20 protein-coding genes are annotated in these 14,282 nt (G+C 62.4%); 12 read left to right on the top strand and 8 right to left on the bottom strand.

Annotated elements, in window-relative coordinates:
- Positions 1-42 precede the first annotated feature (42 nt).
- Positions 43-969, bottom strand: coding sequence for a LysR family transcriptional regulator (locus tag ACMUVN_RS02460; RefSeq protein ID WP_132572508.1), 927 nt, complete (start codon positions 967-969; stop codon positions 43-45).
- Positions 970-1,101: 132 nt separating this feature from the next.
- Here ACMUVN_RS02460 and ACMUVN_RS02455 point away from each other — a divergent pair, with 132 nt between their 5' ends.
- The 4 genes from ACMUVN_RS02455 (at position 1,102) to ACMUVN_RS02440 (ending at position 4,455) form a co-directional block, all read left to right on the top strand.
- Positions 1,102-1,581, top strand: a complete 480-nt coding sequence (locus ACMUVN_RS02455) for a carboxymuconolactone decarboxylase family protein (RefSeq protein ID WP_047610801.1) — start codon at positions 1,102-1,104, stop codon at positions 1,579-1,581.
- A gap of 68 nt (positions 1,582-1,649) precedes the next feature.
- Positions 1,650-2,405, top strand: coding sequence for an SDR family oxidoreductase (locus ACMUVN_RS02450; protein ID WP_132572511.1), 756 nt, complete (start codon positions 1,650-1,652; stop codon positions 2,403-2,405).
- Positions 2,406-2,457: 52 nt separating this feature from the next.
- A complete protein-coding gene (locus ACMUVN_RS02445; protein WP_132572514.1) occupies positions 2,458-2,880 on the top strand; it encodes a cupin domain-containing protein in 423 nt (140 codons plus the stop codon).
- A 93-nt stretch (positions 2,881-2,973) separates the two neighbouring features.
- Positions 2,974-4,455 carry a mechanosensitive ion channel family protein gene (locus ACMUVN_RS02440; protein ID WP_047610804.1) on the top strand — a complete coding sequence of 494 codons (1,482 nt, stop codon included), beginning with the start codon at positions 2,974-2,976 and terminating at the stop codon, positions 4,453-4,455.
- Positions 4,456-4,466: 11 nt separating this feature from the next.
- On the opposite strand, the gene ACMUVN_RS02435 is transcribed toward ACMUVN_RS02440, so the two are convergent.
- Positions 4,467-4,955: an RrF2 family transcriptional regulator gene (locus ACMUVN_RS02435; RefSeq protein WP_047610807.1), complete on the bottom strand. Its 489-nt coding sequence runs from the start codon at positions 4,953-4,955 to the stop codon at positions 4,467-4,469.
- A 117-nt stretch (positions 4,956-5,072) separates the two neighbouring features.
- Positions 5,073-5,645, bottom strand: coding sequence for a MarR family winged helix-turn-helix transcriptional regulator (locus ACMUVN_RS02430; RefSeq protein ID WP_047610809.1), 573 nt, complete (start codon positions 5,643-5,645; stop codon positions 5,073-5,075).
- A 143-nt stretch (positions 5,646-5,788) separates the two neighbouring features.
- On the opposite strand from ACMUVN_RS02430, the gene ACMUVN_RS02425 reads away from it, so the two are divergent.
- The 5 genes from ACMUVN_RS02425 to ACMUVN_RS02405 all read left to right on the top strand — a co-directional run bounded on the left by ACMUVN_RS02425 (position 5,789) and on the right by ACMUVN_RS02405 (position 8,481).
- A complete protein-coding gene (locus ACMUVN_RS02425) occupies positions 5,789-6,124 on the top strand; it encodes a cupin domain-containing protein (protein ID WP_047610811.1) in 336 nt (111 codons plus the stop codon).
- Positions 6,125-6,170: 46 nt separating this feature from the next.
- Complete coding sequence (locus tag ACMUVN_RS02420; protein WP_097542180.1) at positions 6,171-6,587, top strand: VOC family protein; 417 nt, start codon at positions 6,171-6,173, stop codon at positions 6,585-6,587.
- A 157-nt stretch (positions 6,588-6,744) separates the two neighbouring features.
- Positions 6,745-7,125, top strand: a complete 381-nt coding sequence (locus tag ACMUVN_RS02415; protein ID WP_047610815.1) for a lipoprotein — start codon at positions 6,745-6,747, stop codon at positions 7,123-7,125.
- Between the two features lie 61 nt (positions 7,126-7,186).
- A complete protein-coding gene (locus tag ACMUVN_RS02410; RefSeq protein ID WP_132572520.1) occupies positions 7,187-7,702 on the top strand; it encodes an RNA polymerase sigma factor in 516 nt (171 codons plus the stop codon).
- Positions 7,699-8,481 carry an anti-sigma factor family protein gene (locus ACMUVN_RS02405; RefSeq protein ID WP_097542179.1) on the top strand — a complete coding sequence of 261 codons (783 nt, stop codon included), beginning with the start codon at positions 7,699-7,701 and terminating at the stop codon, positions 8,479-8,481. The genes ACMUVN_RS02410 and ACMUVN_RS02405 overlap by 4 nt, the downstream gene beginning before the upstream one ends.
- 3 nt (positions 8,482-8,484) lie before the next feature.
- Here the strand turns inward: ACMUVN_RS02405 and ACMUVN_RS02400 are convergent, their stop codons facing one another.
- The 3 genes from ACMUVN_RS02400 to nthA are packed head-to-tail and all read right to left on the bottom strand — an operon-like array spanning position 8,485 to position 10,149.
- A complete protein-coding gene (locus ACMUVN_RS02400) occupies positions 8,485-8,853 on the bottom strand; it encodes a nitrile hydratase accessory protein (protein ID WP_097542178.1) in 369 nt (122 codons plus the stop codon).
- Entirely contained in the window at positions 8,840-9,499 is a 660-nt protein-coding gene (gene nthB, locus ACMUVN_RS02395; protein WP_132572523.1) for a nitrile hydratase subunit beta, read from the bottom strand. The genes ACMUVN_RS02400 and nthB overlap by 14 nt, the downstream gene beginning before the upstream one ends.
- Positions 9,496-10,149, bottom strand: coding sequence for a nitrile hydratase subunit alpha (gene nthA, locus ACMUVN_RS02390; RefSeq protein WP_097542177.1), 654 nt, complete (start codon positions 10,147-10,149; stop codon positions 9,496-9,498). Before nthA ends, nthB begins: the two co-directional genes overlap by 4 nt.
- 97 nt (positions 10,150-10,246) lie before the next feature.
- Between nthA and ACMUVN_RS02385 the strand changes: the two genes are divergently transcribed.
- On the top strand, positions 10,247-11,521 hold the full coding sequence (locus tag ACMUVN_RS02385; protein WP_132572526.1) for an SDR family oxidoreductase: 1,275 nt from the start codon (positions 10,247-10,249) through the stop codon (positions 11,519-11,521).
- Entirely contained in the window at positions 11,521-11,997 is a 477-nt protein-coding gene (locus ACMUVN_RS02380) for a DUF2269 domain-containing protein (RefSeq protein ID WP_132572529.1), read from the top strand. Before ACMUVN_RS02385 ends, ACMUVN_RS02380 begins: the two co-directional genes overlap by 1 nt.
- Here ACMUVN_RS02380 and ACMUVN_RS02375 read toward each other — a convergent pair.
- The gene (locus ACMUVN_RS02375) at positions 11,989-12,582 is read right to left on the bottom strand and encodes a LysE family translocator (RefSeq protein ID WP_132572532.1); all 594 of its coding nucleotides are present in this window, start codon (positions 12,580-12,582) and stop codon (positions 11,989-11,991) included. The two genes, ACMUVN_RS02380 and ACMUVN_RS02375, sit on opposite strands and share 9 nt — an antisense overlap.
- Before the next feature lie 150 nt (positions 12,583-12,732).
- Between ACMUVN_RS02375 and ACMUVN_RS02370 the strand changes: the two genes are divergently transcribed.
- Complete coding sequence (locus tag ACMUVN_RS02370) at positions 12,733-13,581, top strand: aldo/keto reductase (protein WP_132572535.1); 849 nt, start codon at positions 12,733-12,735, stop codon at positions 13,579-13,581.
- 80 nt (positions 13,582-13,661) lie between these two features.
- Here ACMUVN_RS02370 and ilvN read toward each other — a convergent pair whose 3' ends face one another.
- Entirely contained in the window at positions 13,662-14,234 is a 573-nt protein-coding gene (gene ilvN / locus ACMUVN_RS02365; protein WP_063474622.1) for an acetolactate synthase small subunit, read from the bottom strand.
- Between the last annotated feature and the right edge of the window lie 48 nt (positions 14,235-14,282).

Raw genomic sequence — 14,282 nt, 5'->3', positions numbered from 1 at the left:
GACGCGGCAAGGCCGATGACGCCAAATCCGCCCGGCCGACAATCATCCCTCCCACCGCCGATCCGCTCCGCTTGCTGACATCGACGGATCCTGCCCGATGGCATCAGTCAGAAAGTCCAGAACCGTCTTGACCCGCAGCGGTATGTTTCTGCGGGAGGGATAGACGACATAAATGGGCAGCCGGGTCGGTTGAAAGTCGTTCATGACGGGGATCAGCCGACCCGCGGCGATATCCGGCACGGCGATGATGTGGGAGAGCACCGCCAAGCCCGCGCCGGCAAGGGCCGCCCTGTGAATGGCGACGGCGCTGCACGCCGTCAGCCGCGGCGAGATCCTGACGGATATGTCTTCCGAGCCGTTCGAAAACGACCATGAACAGGCATCGCCGGCCCTGCTGTAGCAGAGGCATTCATGGTCCTTGATGTCCTTCGGCGTCCGCGGCGGCGCCTTGCGGGCGAGATAGGCGGGCGAGGCGACGAGGAAGGCCGTCGTCCAGCCGATCCGCCGGCAAACGAGGCTGCTGTCTGCGACGAAGCCCAGACGCACCTCGAGGTCGAGGCGCTCCTCGATCATGTCGGAGCTTTGTTCCCGGAACATCAGTTCCACCGAGAGTTTCGGATGGGCTGCAAGAAGATCGCCCAGCCGATCGCTGAGAGAGAGGCCGAGTGGCGCTGGAACGCTGAGCCTGACCTTTCCGGAGGCCATGGCTCCGTCCGGTCCGGCGGCATCGCCAAGCTCCTCCACCGCCTCGAGAATCCTCATCGCCATCGGCAGCATCCGTTCACCCTCCGCCGTCAGCGAGAGGCCACTCGTCGTGCGATGCAGCAGGCGGGTGTTGAAATGCCCCTCAAGGGCCGCGACCTGCCGCGAGACCGCCGGCTGCGTCACGTCAAGATCATGCGCCGCCGCCGAGAACGAGCCCGTCTCCACGACGCGCAGAAAGGTCCGCAATGCCGATACGATATCCATCCCCGCCCCCTCATACTTTTGCGCATAGGCTTTATGCAGCCAGACTAAGCGAGAATGGCTTTACAGTCCAGCAATTAAGGATATCTTATATCTATAAGGATATTTTGTATCCTTAATTAGAGGAGAAACGAAATGACCCAGCGATTGAACTACGCCCAGCAGTCCCCCGAGCTTTTCAAGAAATTCATGGAATTCAGCATGGCGCTGAAGAACAGCGTGATCGACGAAAAGCTGCAGGCTCTCATCGAGATCCGCGCTTCGCAGATCAATGGATGCGGCTTTTGCCTCGACATGCATGTGAAGCAGGCGAAGATCTATGGCGAGAGCGAATTACGGATCCACCACGTTGCCATCTGGCGGGAATCGAACCTGTTCCTTCCCCGCGAGCGCGCCGCCCTTGCCTGGACCGAAGCCCTGACCAAGCTGCCGGAAGGCGGCGTTCCCGAGGAGATCTACGAACGGGTTCGCGGCCAGCTTTCGGAGAAGGAAATCTCGGACCTGACCTTCGTCGTCATGGCCATCAATGCCTGGAACCGGGTCAATGTCGGCTTCAAGACCGTGCCCGGCTCGGCCGACAAGGCTTACGGCCTCGACAAGGCAGGACTGAACTAAGCTTCGCAATTCGTTGAGAAGATTCAATTTTAACGCTGCCGCATCTCGGCAGTGAACGGAGATCTGTTATGAAAATCGTTGTCATCGGCGGAACCGGCCTCATCGGTTCGAAGACTGTCGAACGCCTGCGCAAGCAGGGACATGACGTGATAGCCGCATCGCCGAACTCAGGCGTCAACACGATCACGGGAGAAGGACTGGCCGACGCGCTCGTAGGCGCCGAAGTCGTGCTCGATCTCGCCAATTCGCCATCCTTCGAAGACAAGGCCGTGCTCGAATTTTTCGAGACCTCTGGCCGCAAACTTCTCGCCGCCGAAAAGGTGGCCGGCGTGAAGCACCATATCGCGCTGTCCGTCGTCGGCACCGAGCGTCTGCAGGAAAGCGGCTATTTCCGCGGCAAGCTCGCCCAGGAAAAGCTGATCAAGGCGTCAGGGATTCCCTACACCATCGTGCATTCGACGCAGTTCATGGAATTCCTCGGCGGCATCGCCCAATCGGGCACTGTCGGCCAGACGGTTCGCCTGTCGCCGGCCTATGTGCAGCCGATCGTATCGGACGACGTCGCCGATGTCATGGCGGATGTGGCGCTCTCACCGCCCGCCAACGCGACGATCGAGATATCAGGTCCGGAACGGGCGCGCCTGAGCGAGCTCGTCGCCAGATATCTGAAGGCCATGAAGGATCCGCGCACCGTCGAGGCTGATGCCGAAGCAAAATATTTCGGCGCCAGGCTCAACGACCAGTCGCTCGTTTCCGACAACAACCCGCGGCTCGGCTCGATCACCTTCGAGCAATGGTTCGCAAAGACCGCGCAGCCGAAGTGATCTTGCCAGGGGCCATGCGCGCCCTGCGCACCACGATCCCATGGAGATTCCGATGATCAGAACATCATTCCTCGCCGCCGCCCTCGCCTGCATCGCAGCCACCAGCGCTGGCGCCGGCAGCCACGATGCAAACAAGGCCTCGAAGGTCACTCTCGTCTATGAGCACGAGCTACCCAACGTGCCGGGCAAGAGCATCAAGGGCGTGCTGGTCGAATACGGTCCGGGCGGCTTCTCCGAAGGCCACACCCATCCCGACACCGCGTTCATCTATGCCACCGTGCTCGAAGGAGCGATCCGCAGCCAGGTGAATGACGGCCCGGTCAAGGTCTATCATGCCGGAGAGAGTTTCTCCGAAATGCCGGGCGATCGTCACGGCGTCAGCGCCAACGACAGCGAGACCAAACCCGCTCGTCTGCTCGCCGTTTTCGTCGTCGACACCAATCAGAAAGAACTCACCTACCCGCTCAAGAAGTGACATCCGCCGATACCGCCCGTGCAAGCCCGATGCTTGCGCGGGCGGCCGAGATGCTGAATCATGTGCGGCCCGCCCTATCCCGGAGACAGAGAGATGATCTACGACGTGCTCTTCGGCAAGCCTCTGATATCCCTCATTGCGATAGGTTTCGCCGGTATCGTCGTCTGGCATCTGCTCTCCAGCCATCGGCCGACGACGCGACTGGTGGTGCAGATTCTCTTCTTTGCGGCGATGACATTGATCCTCGTCGGCAGCGGGATCGAACCTCACCGGTTTCAAGGATATGAGTCCGAGGATCCACAGGCCTTGCTCGTCATCGTCGCGAAATCGCTCTGGTGGATCCATCTGGCATGGGCCGTCATCGGTTTCATCAGGTTGTATCTGGTGCTGGAGGGCAGCCCGCGAGAGGCCCGCCTGCTCCAGGATCTCGTCATCGGCGTCGTCTATATCGGCATGGCCCTGTCGGTCCTGGCCTTCGTCTTCGGCGTGCCGATCGGCACGCTCGTCGCGACCTCGGGCGTCGTCGCCATCATTCTCGGCCTGGCGCTCCAGAACACCCTCGCCGACGTCTTCTCCGGCATCGCGCTGACGCTCGGCCGGCCCTACATCATCGGCGACTGGATCCTCCTCAGCGACGGCACGGAGGGGCGTGTCGTCGAAAGCAACTGGCGCGCGACGCATATCCTGACCAGCGCAAACAATATCGTCGTTCTGCCGAACAGTTTTCTGGCAAAGCTCGGCCTGACGAATGTAAGCCGGCCGGACGAGACCCATCTCTTGATCCTCACCATCCGTATCGCCCCGACGCGGATGCCGGCCTCGGTCCGGCACGTGATGGCAACGGCGCTGGCGAGCTGCAATTCGATCGTCCGCGAGCCGCCGCCGGTCGTGGCGCTGAAGGGGCTGGATGCCACGGCGCTGGAGGTCGAGCTGCAGTTTCGGGTGACGAGCCCCAGCCAGCGTGTGCCGGCGCGAAACGAGGTGCTCGATCTCGTCTATCGCCATTGCAAATCGGCCGGCCTGCTTTTGGCCGTTCCTGCCGCCGCCTCAGTCCTGACCGGCGAACTGCCGACCGAAGAGAGCGCACGGCCGCCCCGCGTGACGCCGCTCGAATTGATCGAGGCCATTCCGATCTTTGCGACGCTGACGCGTGATGAAAAGCAGAAACTCGCCGAGACCACGGCCGTGCGCGAATTCCGCAAGGGCGATGTCATCGTGCGGGAGGGCGAAATGCTGCCGTCGCTGATGATGGTGCGGGCGGGCATCATCGCGGCGCGCCACGGAGATCAGGAGCGCGGGCGGCTGGCACCAGGTGATTTCTTCGGAGAGACCGGACTGCTTGCGGGTATGCAGGAAGTCTGCACCCTGGAAGCTCTGACCCCGGTGATCGCCTATGAAATCGATCAGGGGGCCTTTGCACCGCTGCTGAACGAACGTCCCGCACTGGCGGAAGAGATCGCCGAAGACCTTGCCAGCCGCGCCGAGCGCTTTCGCGACGGCGCCGCCCTGCCCCCGGAACAGGCCCACAGCGCGCGCGCCATTCTGAAAACCATCAGGACCATCTTCAGGGCTTAGAGCCTTTCCTCTCAGCCTGCGCGCTTCAGCACCCAAGCGAAGGTACTCTGCCAGAGTTCGGCCGGAACCTCCTCGGACAGGATGCTGACGAGATCGGAGAGCCGGACGCGCCTCAGCGTATTGCGCCAGGCCTCGTCGGCTTCCCACATGATGCGGGCGACCGCGCAAGGCTTGCTGTCACAATAACCTTCCGCCCGGCATGGATTGTTTTCCCGGATATTCGTGCAGGTGAAACTGCGCGCACTTCCCTCGACCGCCTCGACGATATCGAGGAAATTGATCTCGGACGAGGCTCTCGCAAGCCGGTAGCCGCCGCTCGGGCCGAGCGTGGTGTTGACCAGCGATGCCTGCGAAAGGCTCTGCAGCGCCTTGGAGAGATATTCTTTCGGCAGACCATGAAGCTCGGCGAGCGCCTTGGTGGAAAGGTACCTGCCCTCAGGCAGGCCCGCGAGAATGGCGCAGCAATGCAACGCCCACTCGACCTGGCTTTTCAGGATCATTCGGCAACTCTTGTGATGGATGGCTCGGCCATTGGAATTAAGGATATATCATATCCGAAAACCGGTATGATGTAAACGACCTGCATAAGCAGCGTGTTGCCGCCTGAGCCGTGAACCTCAGCCGGCCTCGCTCTCTCCCCTCGGCTGATCATTCTCAATCCCGGCAATCAGCTTGCGCAGCAGCGCCGCGAGCGCCTCGCGCTCCTGTCCATCAAGAGCCTGCAGAAACGAGGATTCGCTCGCCATATCGGTGCGGAAGGCCTTTTCGGCGAGTGCGGCGCCGGCTTCTGTCAATGCCACCAGCACACTGCGCCCGTCCCGTGGCGATTTCTCCCGGCAGATCAAGCCCGCTTTCTCCAGACGGTCTAGCCTGTGGGTCAGGCCTCCCGACGAGATCATCAGCGCCGAATACATGTCCGTTGGGGTCAGCCGGTAAGGCGGCCCGGAACGGCGAAGCGTTGCGATCACGTCGAATTCGCCGCGGTCGAGGCCAAAATCGGCAAAGGTCGCCTCGATGCTGGGGCGCACCAGGTTGGACAGCCGAAAGGCCCGCCCCAGGATCGCCATCGGCTCCGTGTCGAGGTCGGGCAGTTCCAGCGTCCATTGCCGGCGCAGCCGGTCGACATGGTCCTCGCTCGGGCGGCCCTTATCCTCGGGGCGGTCACCGTTCCCTTCAGTTCCATCCATCATTCTCTGCCTCATATCACCACGGGCGAGACATACACCTTTCACTCGATTCACGGAAGATATCTTGACGGGAAGATAATTTTCAGAAATATATCTTCTCGCAAAGATAGTTTGCGTTCGCAGACGGCACGAGCAGGAGGCACGTGATGTTCAGGATTCTTCGACACCAGGAACCACGGCCGGATCAGAGCAGGACGGTCCGCTTCGAAGGCCACGATTACGGCGGCGAGATATCGCTCTTCCTCGTCGACAACGAGCCCGGCCAAGGCCCCGATCTGCATGTCCATCCCTATTCCGAGACATGGGCCGTCCGGAAAGGCGAGGCCGAGTTCACCGTTGGTGACGCCAAAACCCGGGCCTTTCCCGGTGATATCGTCGTCGTGGCCGCCAACATTCCCCACCGCTTCGAAAATGTCGGCACGGGACGGCTCGAAATCGTCTGCATTCATGCCAGCGACACGATCGTGCAGGAGTTTGTGTGAGGCGAGACTGTCCCCCCGAAAAACACCCAAAGAGGAGGAAACCGCAATGCCCAAGATGATCTTCGTGAACCTGCCGGTAAAAGACATTGCTGCTGCGACCCGCTTCTACGAAGCGATCGGATGCAGCAAGAACGAACAGTTCAGCGATCACCAGGCCTCGAATATGGTCTGGTCCGAGGCGATTATCTTCCACTTGCTGACGCGCGATTTCTTCGCGAGTTTCACGCCGAAACCCGTTGCCGAAGCGGAGAAGGCGAGCGAAATGCTGATCGCACTGACGATGGACAGTCGCGAAGACGTCGACGCCATCGTCGAGGCGGCCTCAACCGCCGGCGGCAAGACCGATCCGCGCGCCCCGACAGACATGGGCTGGCTCTATAACCGCGCCTTCGAAGATCCCGACGGCCATATATTCGAAGCGGTATGGGTCGATATGGCGGCGGCGTCCGCCACGGGGCAATAGCCGACAAGGCGCTCCGATGCGATCTGCGCGGGCGAAGCGGGTTTCGGCTCGCCTCGCCCGCCATGAAAACTTTTCCTGCGCCTGGAATAAAACTGCCTCGTGCCGTGTCTCATCTCAGGCATCGCAAGATTGCGTGCCCAATTTGAGGAGAGACATCATGAAGTCCGTGAAATTTCTGTCCGTCGTGGCGGCCGCCGCCCTTGCCGCGACCGCTGCTTTCGCCGCCGCTCCCGTCAAGACCGTCGATTCCGCCAAGGGCAAGGTACTCGCCGGCGAAAACGGCATGACGCTCTACACCTTCAAGAAGGACGTCAAGGGCGTTTCCAACTGCAACGACGACTGTGCCAAGAACTGGCCGCCGCTGATGGCCGCTGGCGACGCCAAGGCCGATGGTGCATATTCGATCATCGATCGCAAGGATGGCACGAAACAATGGGCCAAGGACGGCATGCCGCTCTATTTCTGGGTCAAGGACACGAAGGCAGGCGACATCACCGGCGATGGCGTCGGCGGCAACTGGGATCTCGCCAAACCCTGATTGTAGGGGCCCTGATTGTAGGGGCCCTGATCGCCCAGACCCAAATCACCAGAGAGCCGGCGTGAAGATACCCGCACCCGAAACCTTCGAGGGCCAGATCCTGGCCCTCCTGCCCTCGCTCAGACGCTATTCGCGCAGCCTGACGCGCTCGGATGCCGATGGCGAGGATCTGCTCCAGGATTGCGTCGAGAAGGTTCTCACGCGCCGCGGCCAATGGCGCGGCCTCAACCTGCGCGGCTGGGTCCTGACCATCATGACCAATCTCTATCGCAACGGCCGGCGCGGCAAGGCGCGCGACGGCCTGATCGAACTCGACGCGGCTGAGGATATGGCCTCTTCCGAACCACCGACCGATCCGCTGGAGCGCGCCCGGCTCGACGATGCGCTGAACAGCCTTTCGGAAGAACACCGCGCCGTGCTGATGCTCGTGGTCATCGAGGGATATACCTATAGCGAGGTCGCCGCCGCGCTCGACATCCCGATCGGCACCGTCATGTCCCGCCTGTCGCGCGCCCGCCGGCGCATTGGCGAGCGGCTGAAGGCCGACAACATCATTACGCTTCGGAGACCGAAATGAACGACACCAATCCGAGCGTCACCGAAGCCGATCTCCACGCCTATGCCGACGGCCAGTTGCCGGAAACGACACGTGCCCGCATCGAGGCCTTCCTGGCCGACAATCCGGACGAGGCGGCGATGGTCGCCGCATGGCAGGCGCAAAATGGGGCGATCCGCTCGATGTTTGCAGGTTATGAGCAGGCGAAGGATACCGACCCCCTGCTGGTCGTCCCCCCGCGCGCCGCGCCATCAGGCTCGAAACGCTTGGCGATCGCTGCGGCCGCCCTCGTCGTCTTCGCGCTCGGCGCCGTCAGCGGCCACTATGGCCCGGCGCTTCTGGAAAAGCCGGAGTTGCAGCTTGCCGGCGCCGAAACTCTGCCGAAACAGGCTGAAACCGCCTTCGCGGTCTATGCCGCCGAGGTTCGTCACCCCGTCGAGGTCTTCGCTAACGAGGAAACCCATCTCGCCACCTGGCTTGGCAAGCGCCTGGCAATCCAGAATCTCAAGATCCCGAACCTGCAGCCGCTCGGCTTCAAGCTGGTCGGCGGCCGCCTGCTGCCGGTCGACGGAAGGCCGGGCGCCATGTTCATGTACGAGAATCAGGCCGGCGAGCGCCTGACTGTCCTGGTCGGCCGCAACACGGACAATCGCACGACGAGCTTCCGCTTCGCCTCGTCGGGCAATGTCGAGACCTTTTACTGGATCGACGGCGAACTCGGCTATGCCGTCACCGGCGAAATCTCCCGCGAGACGCTACGGAAGGTGGCTGAGGAATGCTATAAGCAGTTTCCGTCGTGAGGATCAGCGCGAGGGATCGTTGCTGAGCTCGATCGGCCGTCCGTGCGGCGTCGCTTCCGCCGCCCGCTGCCAACTCTGCTGAAGTGCCAGGATCGTTTTCGCATCGGCGATGCCGTTGCCGACGATCAGATCCGAGAGAGCCGCCACCCAGCAGTCGAAATAGTCGCTGCCATCTTCGGCCCGCCCAGGCTTGTGCAATTGCGCGGACAGCGTTTCAGCCCATTGGCTCCAGCTGAACAGGCCTTTTGCGTGCAGGTGCACGGTCATGGCAAAGGCTTCGGCCGCCCATGGCTCGGGAAAGACCGGCTCTCCCTCCGGCGATCTCGGCAGGCTGGGCGATTGCCTCAACGGCGATGTCTCATGCCGGCTCAAGATAGCTCTCCCAGGCATCGATCGACACGGTCAGCGTGGGATCGGCATCCGCGCCCCAGATCTCCGCACCGTCGAAAACGACCGTATAGAGCCATTGCGGGTTTTCGCCCTTGCCATGCGCATTGTCGTCAGGGAAGACGAACGAACCTTGTACTGCTTCGACCACACCGGTCCTGGCGCGCGCGTAACGCGGAAGGCGCGTATGCGTCGGCGGGTTGAAGTTCTTCGTCCTCACCGTCGCGCCGACCACAAAGAGCGGCGCGGTCTTAACAGGACGATCGCAAGGCCCACCCTTTGCCAAAACGGCGGGCACGATGTCCGCTTTCAGCACGCGCTTCGGCACCGCGCCGTCCTGCAATGCATGGCCGGACAGCAACTCCTCGCGCGTCGCAAAGCCGTGCCGCTCCAGCAGCTTGTCGATGCCGCGGATCCAGATCTCGTAGTAGCTGACGGCGAGGTAATCGGCCGGCGGAATATTCTCGCGCGCATGCCGGCTTTCATCGATCGTCCACGCGCCGAAAGCGCCGCAGGAGATGGTGATGCCGAGCGCCCGCTTTTCCCATGCTGCATGAAAATAGGGCTCATTCTTTTCGGGCGCGACCGGCCCGAAGCCCATCTGCCCGCCGAGATCGTGCGGTCCGTTCATGGTGTGCTCTCCGGGCTGGCGGCAACCGCGGTGCCGATCATCGCATCGCGGCTGACGAGACCGGCAAGCGCCTGTTCGTCCATTCCTTCCGTGCCTTCCGGCCGCTCGGGAATGACGAGGTAACGCAGCTCTGCCGTCGAATCCCAGACGCGGATCTTCTTGTCCTCCGGCAGCGTCAGCCCGAATTCCGCAAGCACGCCGCGCGGATCGATGACGGCGCGCGAGCGATAGGCCGGCGCCTTGTACCAGACCGGCGGCAGGCCGAGCACCGACCAAGGATAACAGGAGCAGAGCGTGCAGACGACAAGGTTATGAGTCTCCGTCGTGTTGAAGACGGCACGCATGTGCTCGCCCTGCCGGCCAGTGTAGCCGAGACTGGCGATCGCCGCCGTCGCATCACGCTTCAGCCAGTCGGCGAAATCGGCATCGCTCCAGGCTTTGGCGACGACATGGGCGCCGTTTCTCGGCCCCACCTTCGTCTCATAGGTCTCGACGATCGCATCGATCGCCGCCGGATCGATAAGCCCCTTCTCCGTCAGCAACGTTTCCAGCGCCTTCACACGTGCCTGCATGTCGGAATAGTGATTGTCGTGATCATGCCCGTGGGCATGATCGTGGTCATGGCTATGCGCGTCATGATCGTCGTGCAAGACACTGTCCTCCCGAAACTTTCTCCTATTTTTACCATATGCCGCAGGTCCGCCAAGCCCTTCTATGCGCCCTCAGCTTTTCCGCTAATCTCCCGCCATGAACATTCTGATTCTCGGCGCAACCGGCTTCATAGGCTCCGTGGTCGCGGCCCGGCTCGTTGCCGATGGCCACGCCGTGACCGGGCTTGGCCGCAATCCCGCGCGTGCCCGCCTGAAACAGTCGAAGGTCGACTGGCGGCGCGCCGATCTCTCGCGCATGACGAAACCGGCGGATTGGGACGACATCCTCAAGGACCAGCATGCCGTCATCAATTGCGCCGGCGCCCTGCAGGACGGCCTTTCGGACGATCTGTCGGCCACCCAGGCAGAGGCGATGCTGGCGCTCTATTCCGCCGCAAAAGCCTGGTCGTGCCCGCTGATCGTGCAGATATCGGCAAGGACGGCGGGAGCGGCCGGCGATCTTCCCTTCCTCGCCACCAAACGGCGGGCCGACGAGGCGCTTGCTGCCAGCGGCCTGCCATATTTCATCCTGCGCCCTGCCCTGGTTCTCGGCCGCAATGCCCATGGCGGTTCGGCGCTGCTGCGCGCACTCGCAGCCTTTCCATTGGTGCTGCCCCTGGTCCATGCCGAAAGCCTCGTCGAAACACTCTCTGTCGACGATGTGGCGGAAGCCGTGTCGCGGGCGGTTTCCGGCGTCATCTCCGGCGATGTCGATCTTGCCGCGGCCGAGACCCTGACGCTCGCCGATCTCGTCCGCCTGCACCGGCAATGGCTCGGCCTGCGGCCCGCCCGGGTGTTTTCTCTTGCCCCCTGGCTTGCCCGGCCGGTGACGTGGCTCGCCGATCTGTCGGGCCTGCTCGGTTGGCGTTCGCCGCTGCGTTCGACAGCGATGACCGTCATGACGGAAGGCGTGCAAAGCTCGAAAGCAGGAAGCGGCCTCGTCGCGACATCAGCGGCTGCGACGCTCTCGGCCAATCCCTCCGGCGTTCAGGACCTGTGGTTTGCCCGCCTCTATCTCTTAAAGGCGCCCGTCATCGCCGGCTTGTCGCTCTTCTGGCTGTTGTCCGGTCTCATCCCGCTTCTGGCGCCGACGCAGGCAAGCGCCCACTTCCTGCCCTTCATGCCCGCAGGCGCCGCCGTAGCGCTGACGCTTGCAACCTGCCTGATCGACGTGGCACTCGGTGCCGCCGTCCTTGTCCGCCCGCTGGCAAAACGCGCCCTTCTCGGCATGCTTGGTGTGTCGCTCGCCTATCTCGCCGGCGCCAGCCTGCTCGAACCCGCGCTCTGGCTCGATCCGCTCGGGGTTCTCGTCAAGGTGCTGCCGTCGATCCTGTTGACGCTGGTAGCCCTTGCCATCCTGGATGAACGCTGATGTTTGAAGAATGGCTGCTGCTCGCCCATGTCATTGGCGCGACCGTGCTCTTCGGTACCGGCGCCGGTATCGCCTTCTTCATGGTGATGGCGCATCGCACGCGCGATCCCGCACTGGTCGCCCATGTCTCAGCAACCGTCGTCATCGCCGATACGGTCTTCACCGCCACCGCGGCCATCCTCCAGCCGGTGACCGGCACTCTGCTGGCGCGATCGATCGGCTGGGACCTGTCGGAGGGCTGGATTGCGCTGTCGCTGCTGCTCTACGTCGTCACCGGCCTGTTCTGGCTGCCGGTCGTCTGGATCCAGATCCGGCTGCGCAATCTCGCTCGCGCTGCCGCGGCATCGGGAAAAGCCCTGCCGCCAGCCTATTTCAGCCTTTACCGCATCTGGTTTGCTTTCGGCTTTCCAGCCTTCTCAGCCGTCCTCGGCATTTTCTGGCTGATGCTGACGAAGCCGTCGATCGCTCTATTTTAACATCGGCCAGAGGCTCGCCACCAGCAGCACCGCCATGCTGATATTGAACCATTTCAGCCGCACCGGATCGGAAAGCCATTCCCTGAGCGCCGAGCCGAAACCTGCCCATGTCGAAACGCTGGGGACATTGACCACCGCGAAAGCGAGACCGACGATCAGCACGCTGACGAAATAGAGTTGCGGATTGGTATAGGTGGCCATCGCGGTGACCGCCATCACCCAGGCTTTTGGATTGACCCATTGGAAGGCGGCAGCCGACAGGAAGGACGTCGGCTCGACGCCGCTCCTGCCTTCGCTGAGCGAGCGCGACGAGGCGATCTTCCAGGCGATCCAGACGAGATAGGCGCCGCCCGCAAATTTCAGCGCCGTATAGACGGCCGGCACCGTATGCAGAAGCGCGCCGAGCCCGAGGCCGACGCCGATGAGCAGCGAGAAAAAACCGGCGCCGATGCCGAACATATGCGGGATCGTCCTGCGGAAGCCGAAATTCACGCCCGATGCGAAGAGCATCATATTGTTCGGTCCCGGCGTGATCGATGTCGTAAAGGCAAAGAGAACGAGGGCGAGAAACGTATCCAGCGGCATCCGACCTCCCGAGCCAGCTATTTGCGGCCTGCTTATTTAGGTCAGCATAACTGCCCTAAACTGCCGATGCCATGACATCATTGTCATGGTGACAGGATTACTTGAAAGATGGCGAGCCGGCCCAATCTCTTGCCGAAGGGACAGAAAATTATGCAAGACGACCCGATTCCATCGATCACATTCCCGAACGGCACGGAGGTGCCGGCGCTCGGCCAGGGAACCTGGGCCATGGGCGAGGATGCCGGCCACGCCAGGGCCGAGATCGAAAGCCTCAAGGCCGGCATCGATCTCGGCATGACGCTGATCGACACCGCCGAAATGTACGGCGACGGCGGCGCCGAGGAGATCGTCGGCCAGGCAATCAGGGGACGGCGCGACGAGGTCTTCGTCGTCAGCAAGGTCTATCCCTGGAACGCCAGCCTGAAAGGCACGATCGAAGCCTGCGAGCGCAGTCTCGAACGGCTCGGCACCGACCGCATCGATCTCTATCTCTTGCACTGGCGCGGCAACTACCCGCTCGCCGAAACCGTCACCGCCTTCGAAATGCTGAAAACATCCGGCAAGATCGGCGCCTGGGGCGTCTCCAACTTCGACACCGACGACATGCAGGAATTGCTTGGAGTGCCCGACGGCGCCAATGTCGCCGCCAACCAGGTGCTCTATAATCTCTCCCGCCGCGGCATCGAATTCGACCTGCTGCCCTGGTGCCAGAGCCGCAAGATTCCCATCATGGCCTATTCGCCGATCGAGCAGGGAAATATCCTGCATCATCCCGAGCTGATCCGCATCGCCAAGGCCTATCAGGCAACGCCCGCCCAGCTGGCGCTCGCCTTCCTGCTGGAACGCGACGGCGTCATCGTCATCCCGAAGACCTCGAATGCCGAACGCGCGGCCGAAAACCGCGACTGCGTCTCGCTCGATATCACCGACGAGGACTGGCAGGCGCTGGACGCCGCCTTCCCGCCGCCGGCAAAGAAAAAGCCGCTGGAGATGCTCTGATCTCCAGCGGCTTTCGCAATTATTTCAGCAGCGGGCCTACATGCCCGGGCTGTAATCTTTACATGCCCGGGCTGTAGTCTCTACATGCCCTGGACACCGCGGTTCATCGCCGCAATGCCGGTACGGCAGACCTCGATCAGGCCGAGCGGCTTCATGATCGCTACAAACTGGTCGATCTTCGACGACTTGCCGGTGATCTCAAGAATGAAGTGACCGACCGTCGCATCCACCACCTTGGCGTGGAAGGCATCGGCAAGGCGCAGGGTCTCGGCGCGCATGTCGCCCTCGCCGATCACCTTGATCAGCGCCACCTCGCGCTCGATCGGCCGGTCCTGGCCGAGTTCGCGGGCGCGCACCGTCAGGTCGACGACGCGATGCACCGGCACAATCCGCTCCAGCTGCGCCTTGATCTGCTCCAGCACGTGCGGCGTGCCGCGTGTGACGATGGTGATGCGGGAAAGATGCGCCTGATGCTCGGTCTCGGAGACCGTCAGGCTCTCGATATTGTAGCCGCGGCCGGAGAACAGGCCGATGACCCGGGCAAGAACGCCCGGCTCGTTGTCGACGAGAACTGAAAGCGTGTGGCTTTCGACGGCCGCCGTTTCCGGCGAGATGAAATAGGCGGAGCCCGTGGGCTGTAGATGTGCGTTCATGGTCCTGAGTTTCCTCTTCCCTGCCGCATAACCCCGAAAATCGGAAAC

The organism is Rhizobium sp. IY2 (assembly GCF_047532935.1).
GTDB classification, from domain to species: Bacteria; Pseudomonadota; Alphaproteobacteria; order Rhizobiales; family Rhizobiaceae; genus Rhizobium; species Rhizobium anhuiense.
The sequence above is the reverse complement of the archived record's forward strand: the minus strand, read 5'-3'. Positions and strand labels throughout refer to the sequence as shown.

Excerpts from the sequence above, each read along its gene's own strand:
- ACMUVN_RS02430 (WP_047610809.1), bottom strand. The coding sequence starts at position 5,645 with ATGATGGATGGAACTGAAGGGAACGGTGACCGCCCCGAGGATAAGGGC.
- ACMUVN_RS02435 (WP_047610807.1), bottom strand. The coding sequence starts at position 4,955 with ATGATCCTGAAAAGCCAGGTCGAGTGGGCGTTGCATTGCTGCGCCATT.
- ACMUVN_RS02405 (WP_097542179.1), top strand. The coding sequence starts at position 7,699 with ATGAACGACACCAATCCGAGCGTCACCGAAGCCGATCTCCACGCCTAT.
- ACMUVN_RS02460 (WP_132572508.1), bottom strand. The coding sequence starts at position 969 with ATGGATATCGTATCGGCATTGCGGACCTTTCTGCGCGTCGTGGAGACG.
- ilvN (WP_063474622.1), bottom strand. The coding sequence starts at position 14,234 with ATGAACGCACATCTACAGCCCACGGGCTCCGCCTATTTCATCTCGCCG.
- ACMUVN_RS02375 (WP_132572532.1), bottom strand. The coding sequence starts at position 12,582 with ATGCCGCTGGATACGTTTCTCGCCCTCGTTCTCTTTGCCTTTACGACA.
- ACMUVN_RS02455 (WP_047610801.1), top strand. The coding sequence starts at position 1,102 with ATGACCCAGCGATTGAACTACGCCCAGCAGTCCCCCGAGCTTTTCAAG.
- nthB (WP_132572523.1), bottom strand. The coding sequence starts at position 9,499 with ATGAACGGACCGCACGATCTCGGCGGGCAGATGGGCTTCGGGCCGGTC.
- ACMUVN_RS02440 (WP_047610804.1), top strand. The coding sequence starts at position 2,974 with ATGATCTACGACGTGCTCTTCGGCAAGCCTCTGATATCCCTCATTGCG.
- ACMUVN_RS02445 (WP_132572514.1), top strand. The coding sequence starts at position 2,458 with ATGATCAGAACATCATTCCTCGCCGCCGCCCTCGCCTGCATCGCAGCC.
- ACMUVN_RS02370 (WP_132572535.1), top strand. The coding sequence starts at position 12,733 with ATGCAAGACGACCCGATTCCATCGATCACATTCCCGAACGGCACGGAG.
- ACMUVN_RS02380 (WP_132572529.1), top strand. The coding sequence starts at position 11,521 with ATGTTTGAAGAATGGCTGCTGCTCGCCCATGTCATTGGCGCGACCGTG.
- ACMUVN_RS02450 (WP_132572511.1), top strand. The coding sequence starts at position 1,650 with ATGAAAATCGTTGTCATCGGCGGAACCGGCCTCATCGGTTCGAAGACT.
- ACMUVN_RS02420 (WP_097542180.1), top strand. The coding sequence starts at position 6,171 with ATGCCCAAGATGATCTTCGTGAACCTGCCGGTAAAAGACATTGCTGCT.
- ACMUVN_RS02415 (WP_047610815.1), top strand. The coding sequence starts at position 6,745 with ATGAAGTCCGTGAAATTTCTGTCCGTCGTGGCGGCCGCCGCCCTTGCC.
- ACMUVN_RS02425 (WP_047610811.1), top strand. The coding sequence starts at position 5,789 with ATGTTCAGGATTCTTCGACACCAGGAACCACGGCCGGATCAGAGCAGG.
- ACMUVN_RS02385 (WP_132572526.1), top strand. The coding sequence starts at position 10,247 with ATGAACATTCTGATTCTCGGCGCAACCGGCTTCATAGGCTCCGTGGTC.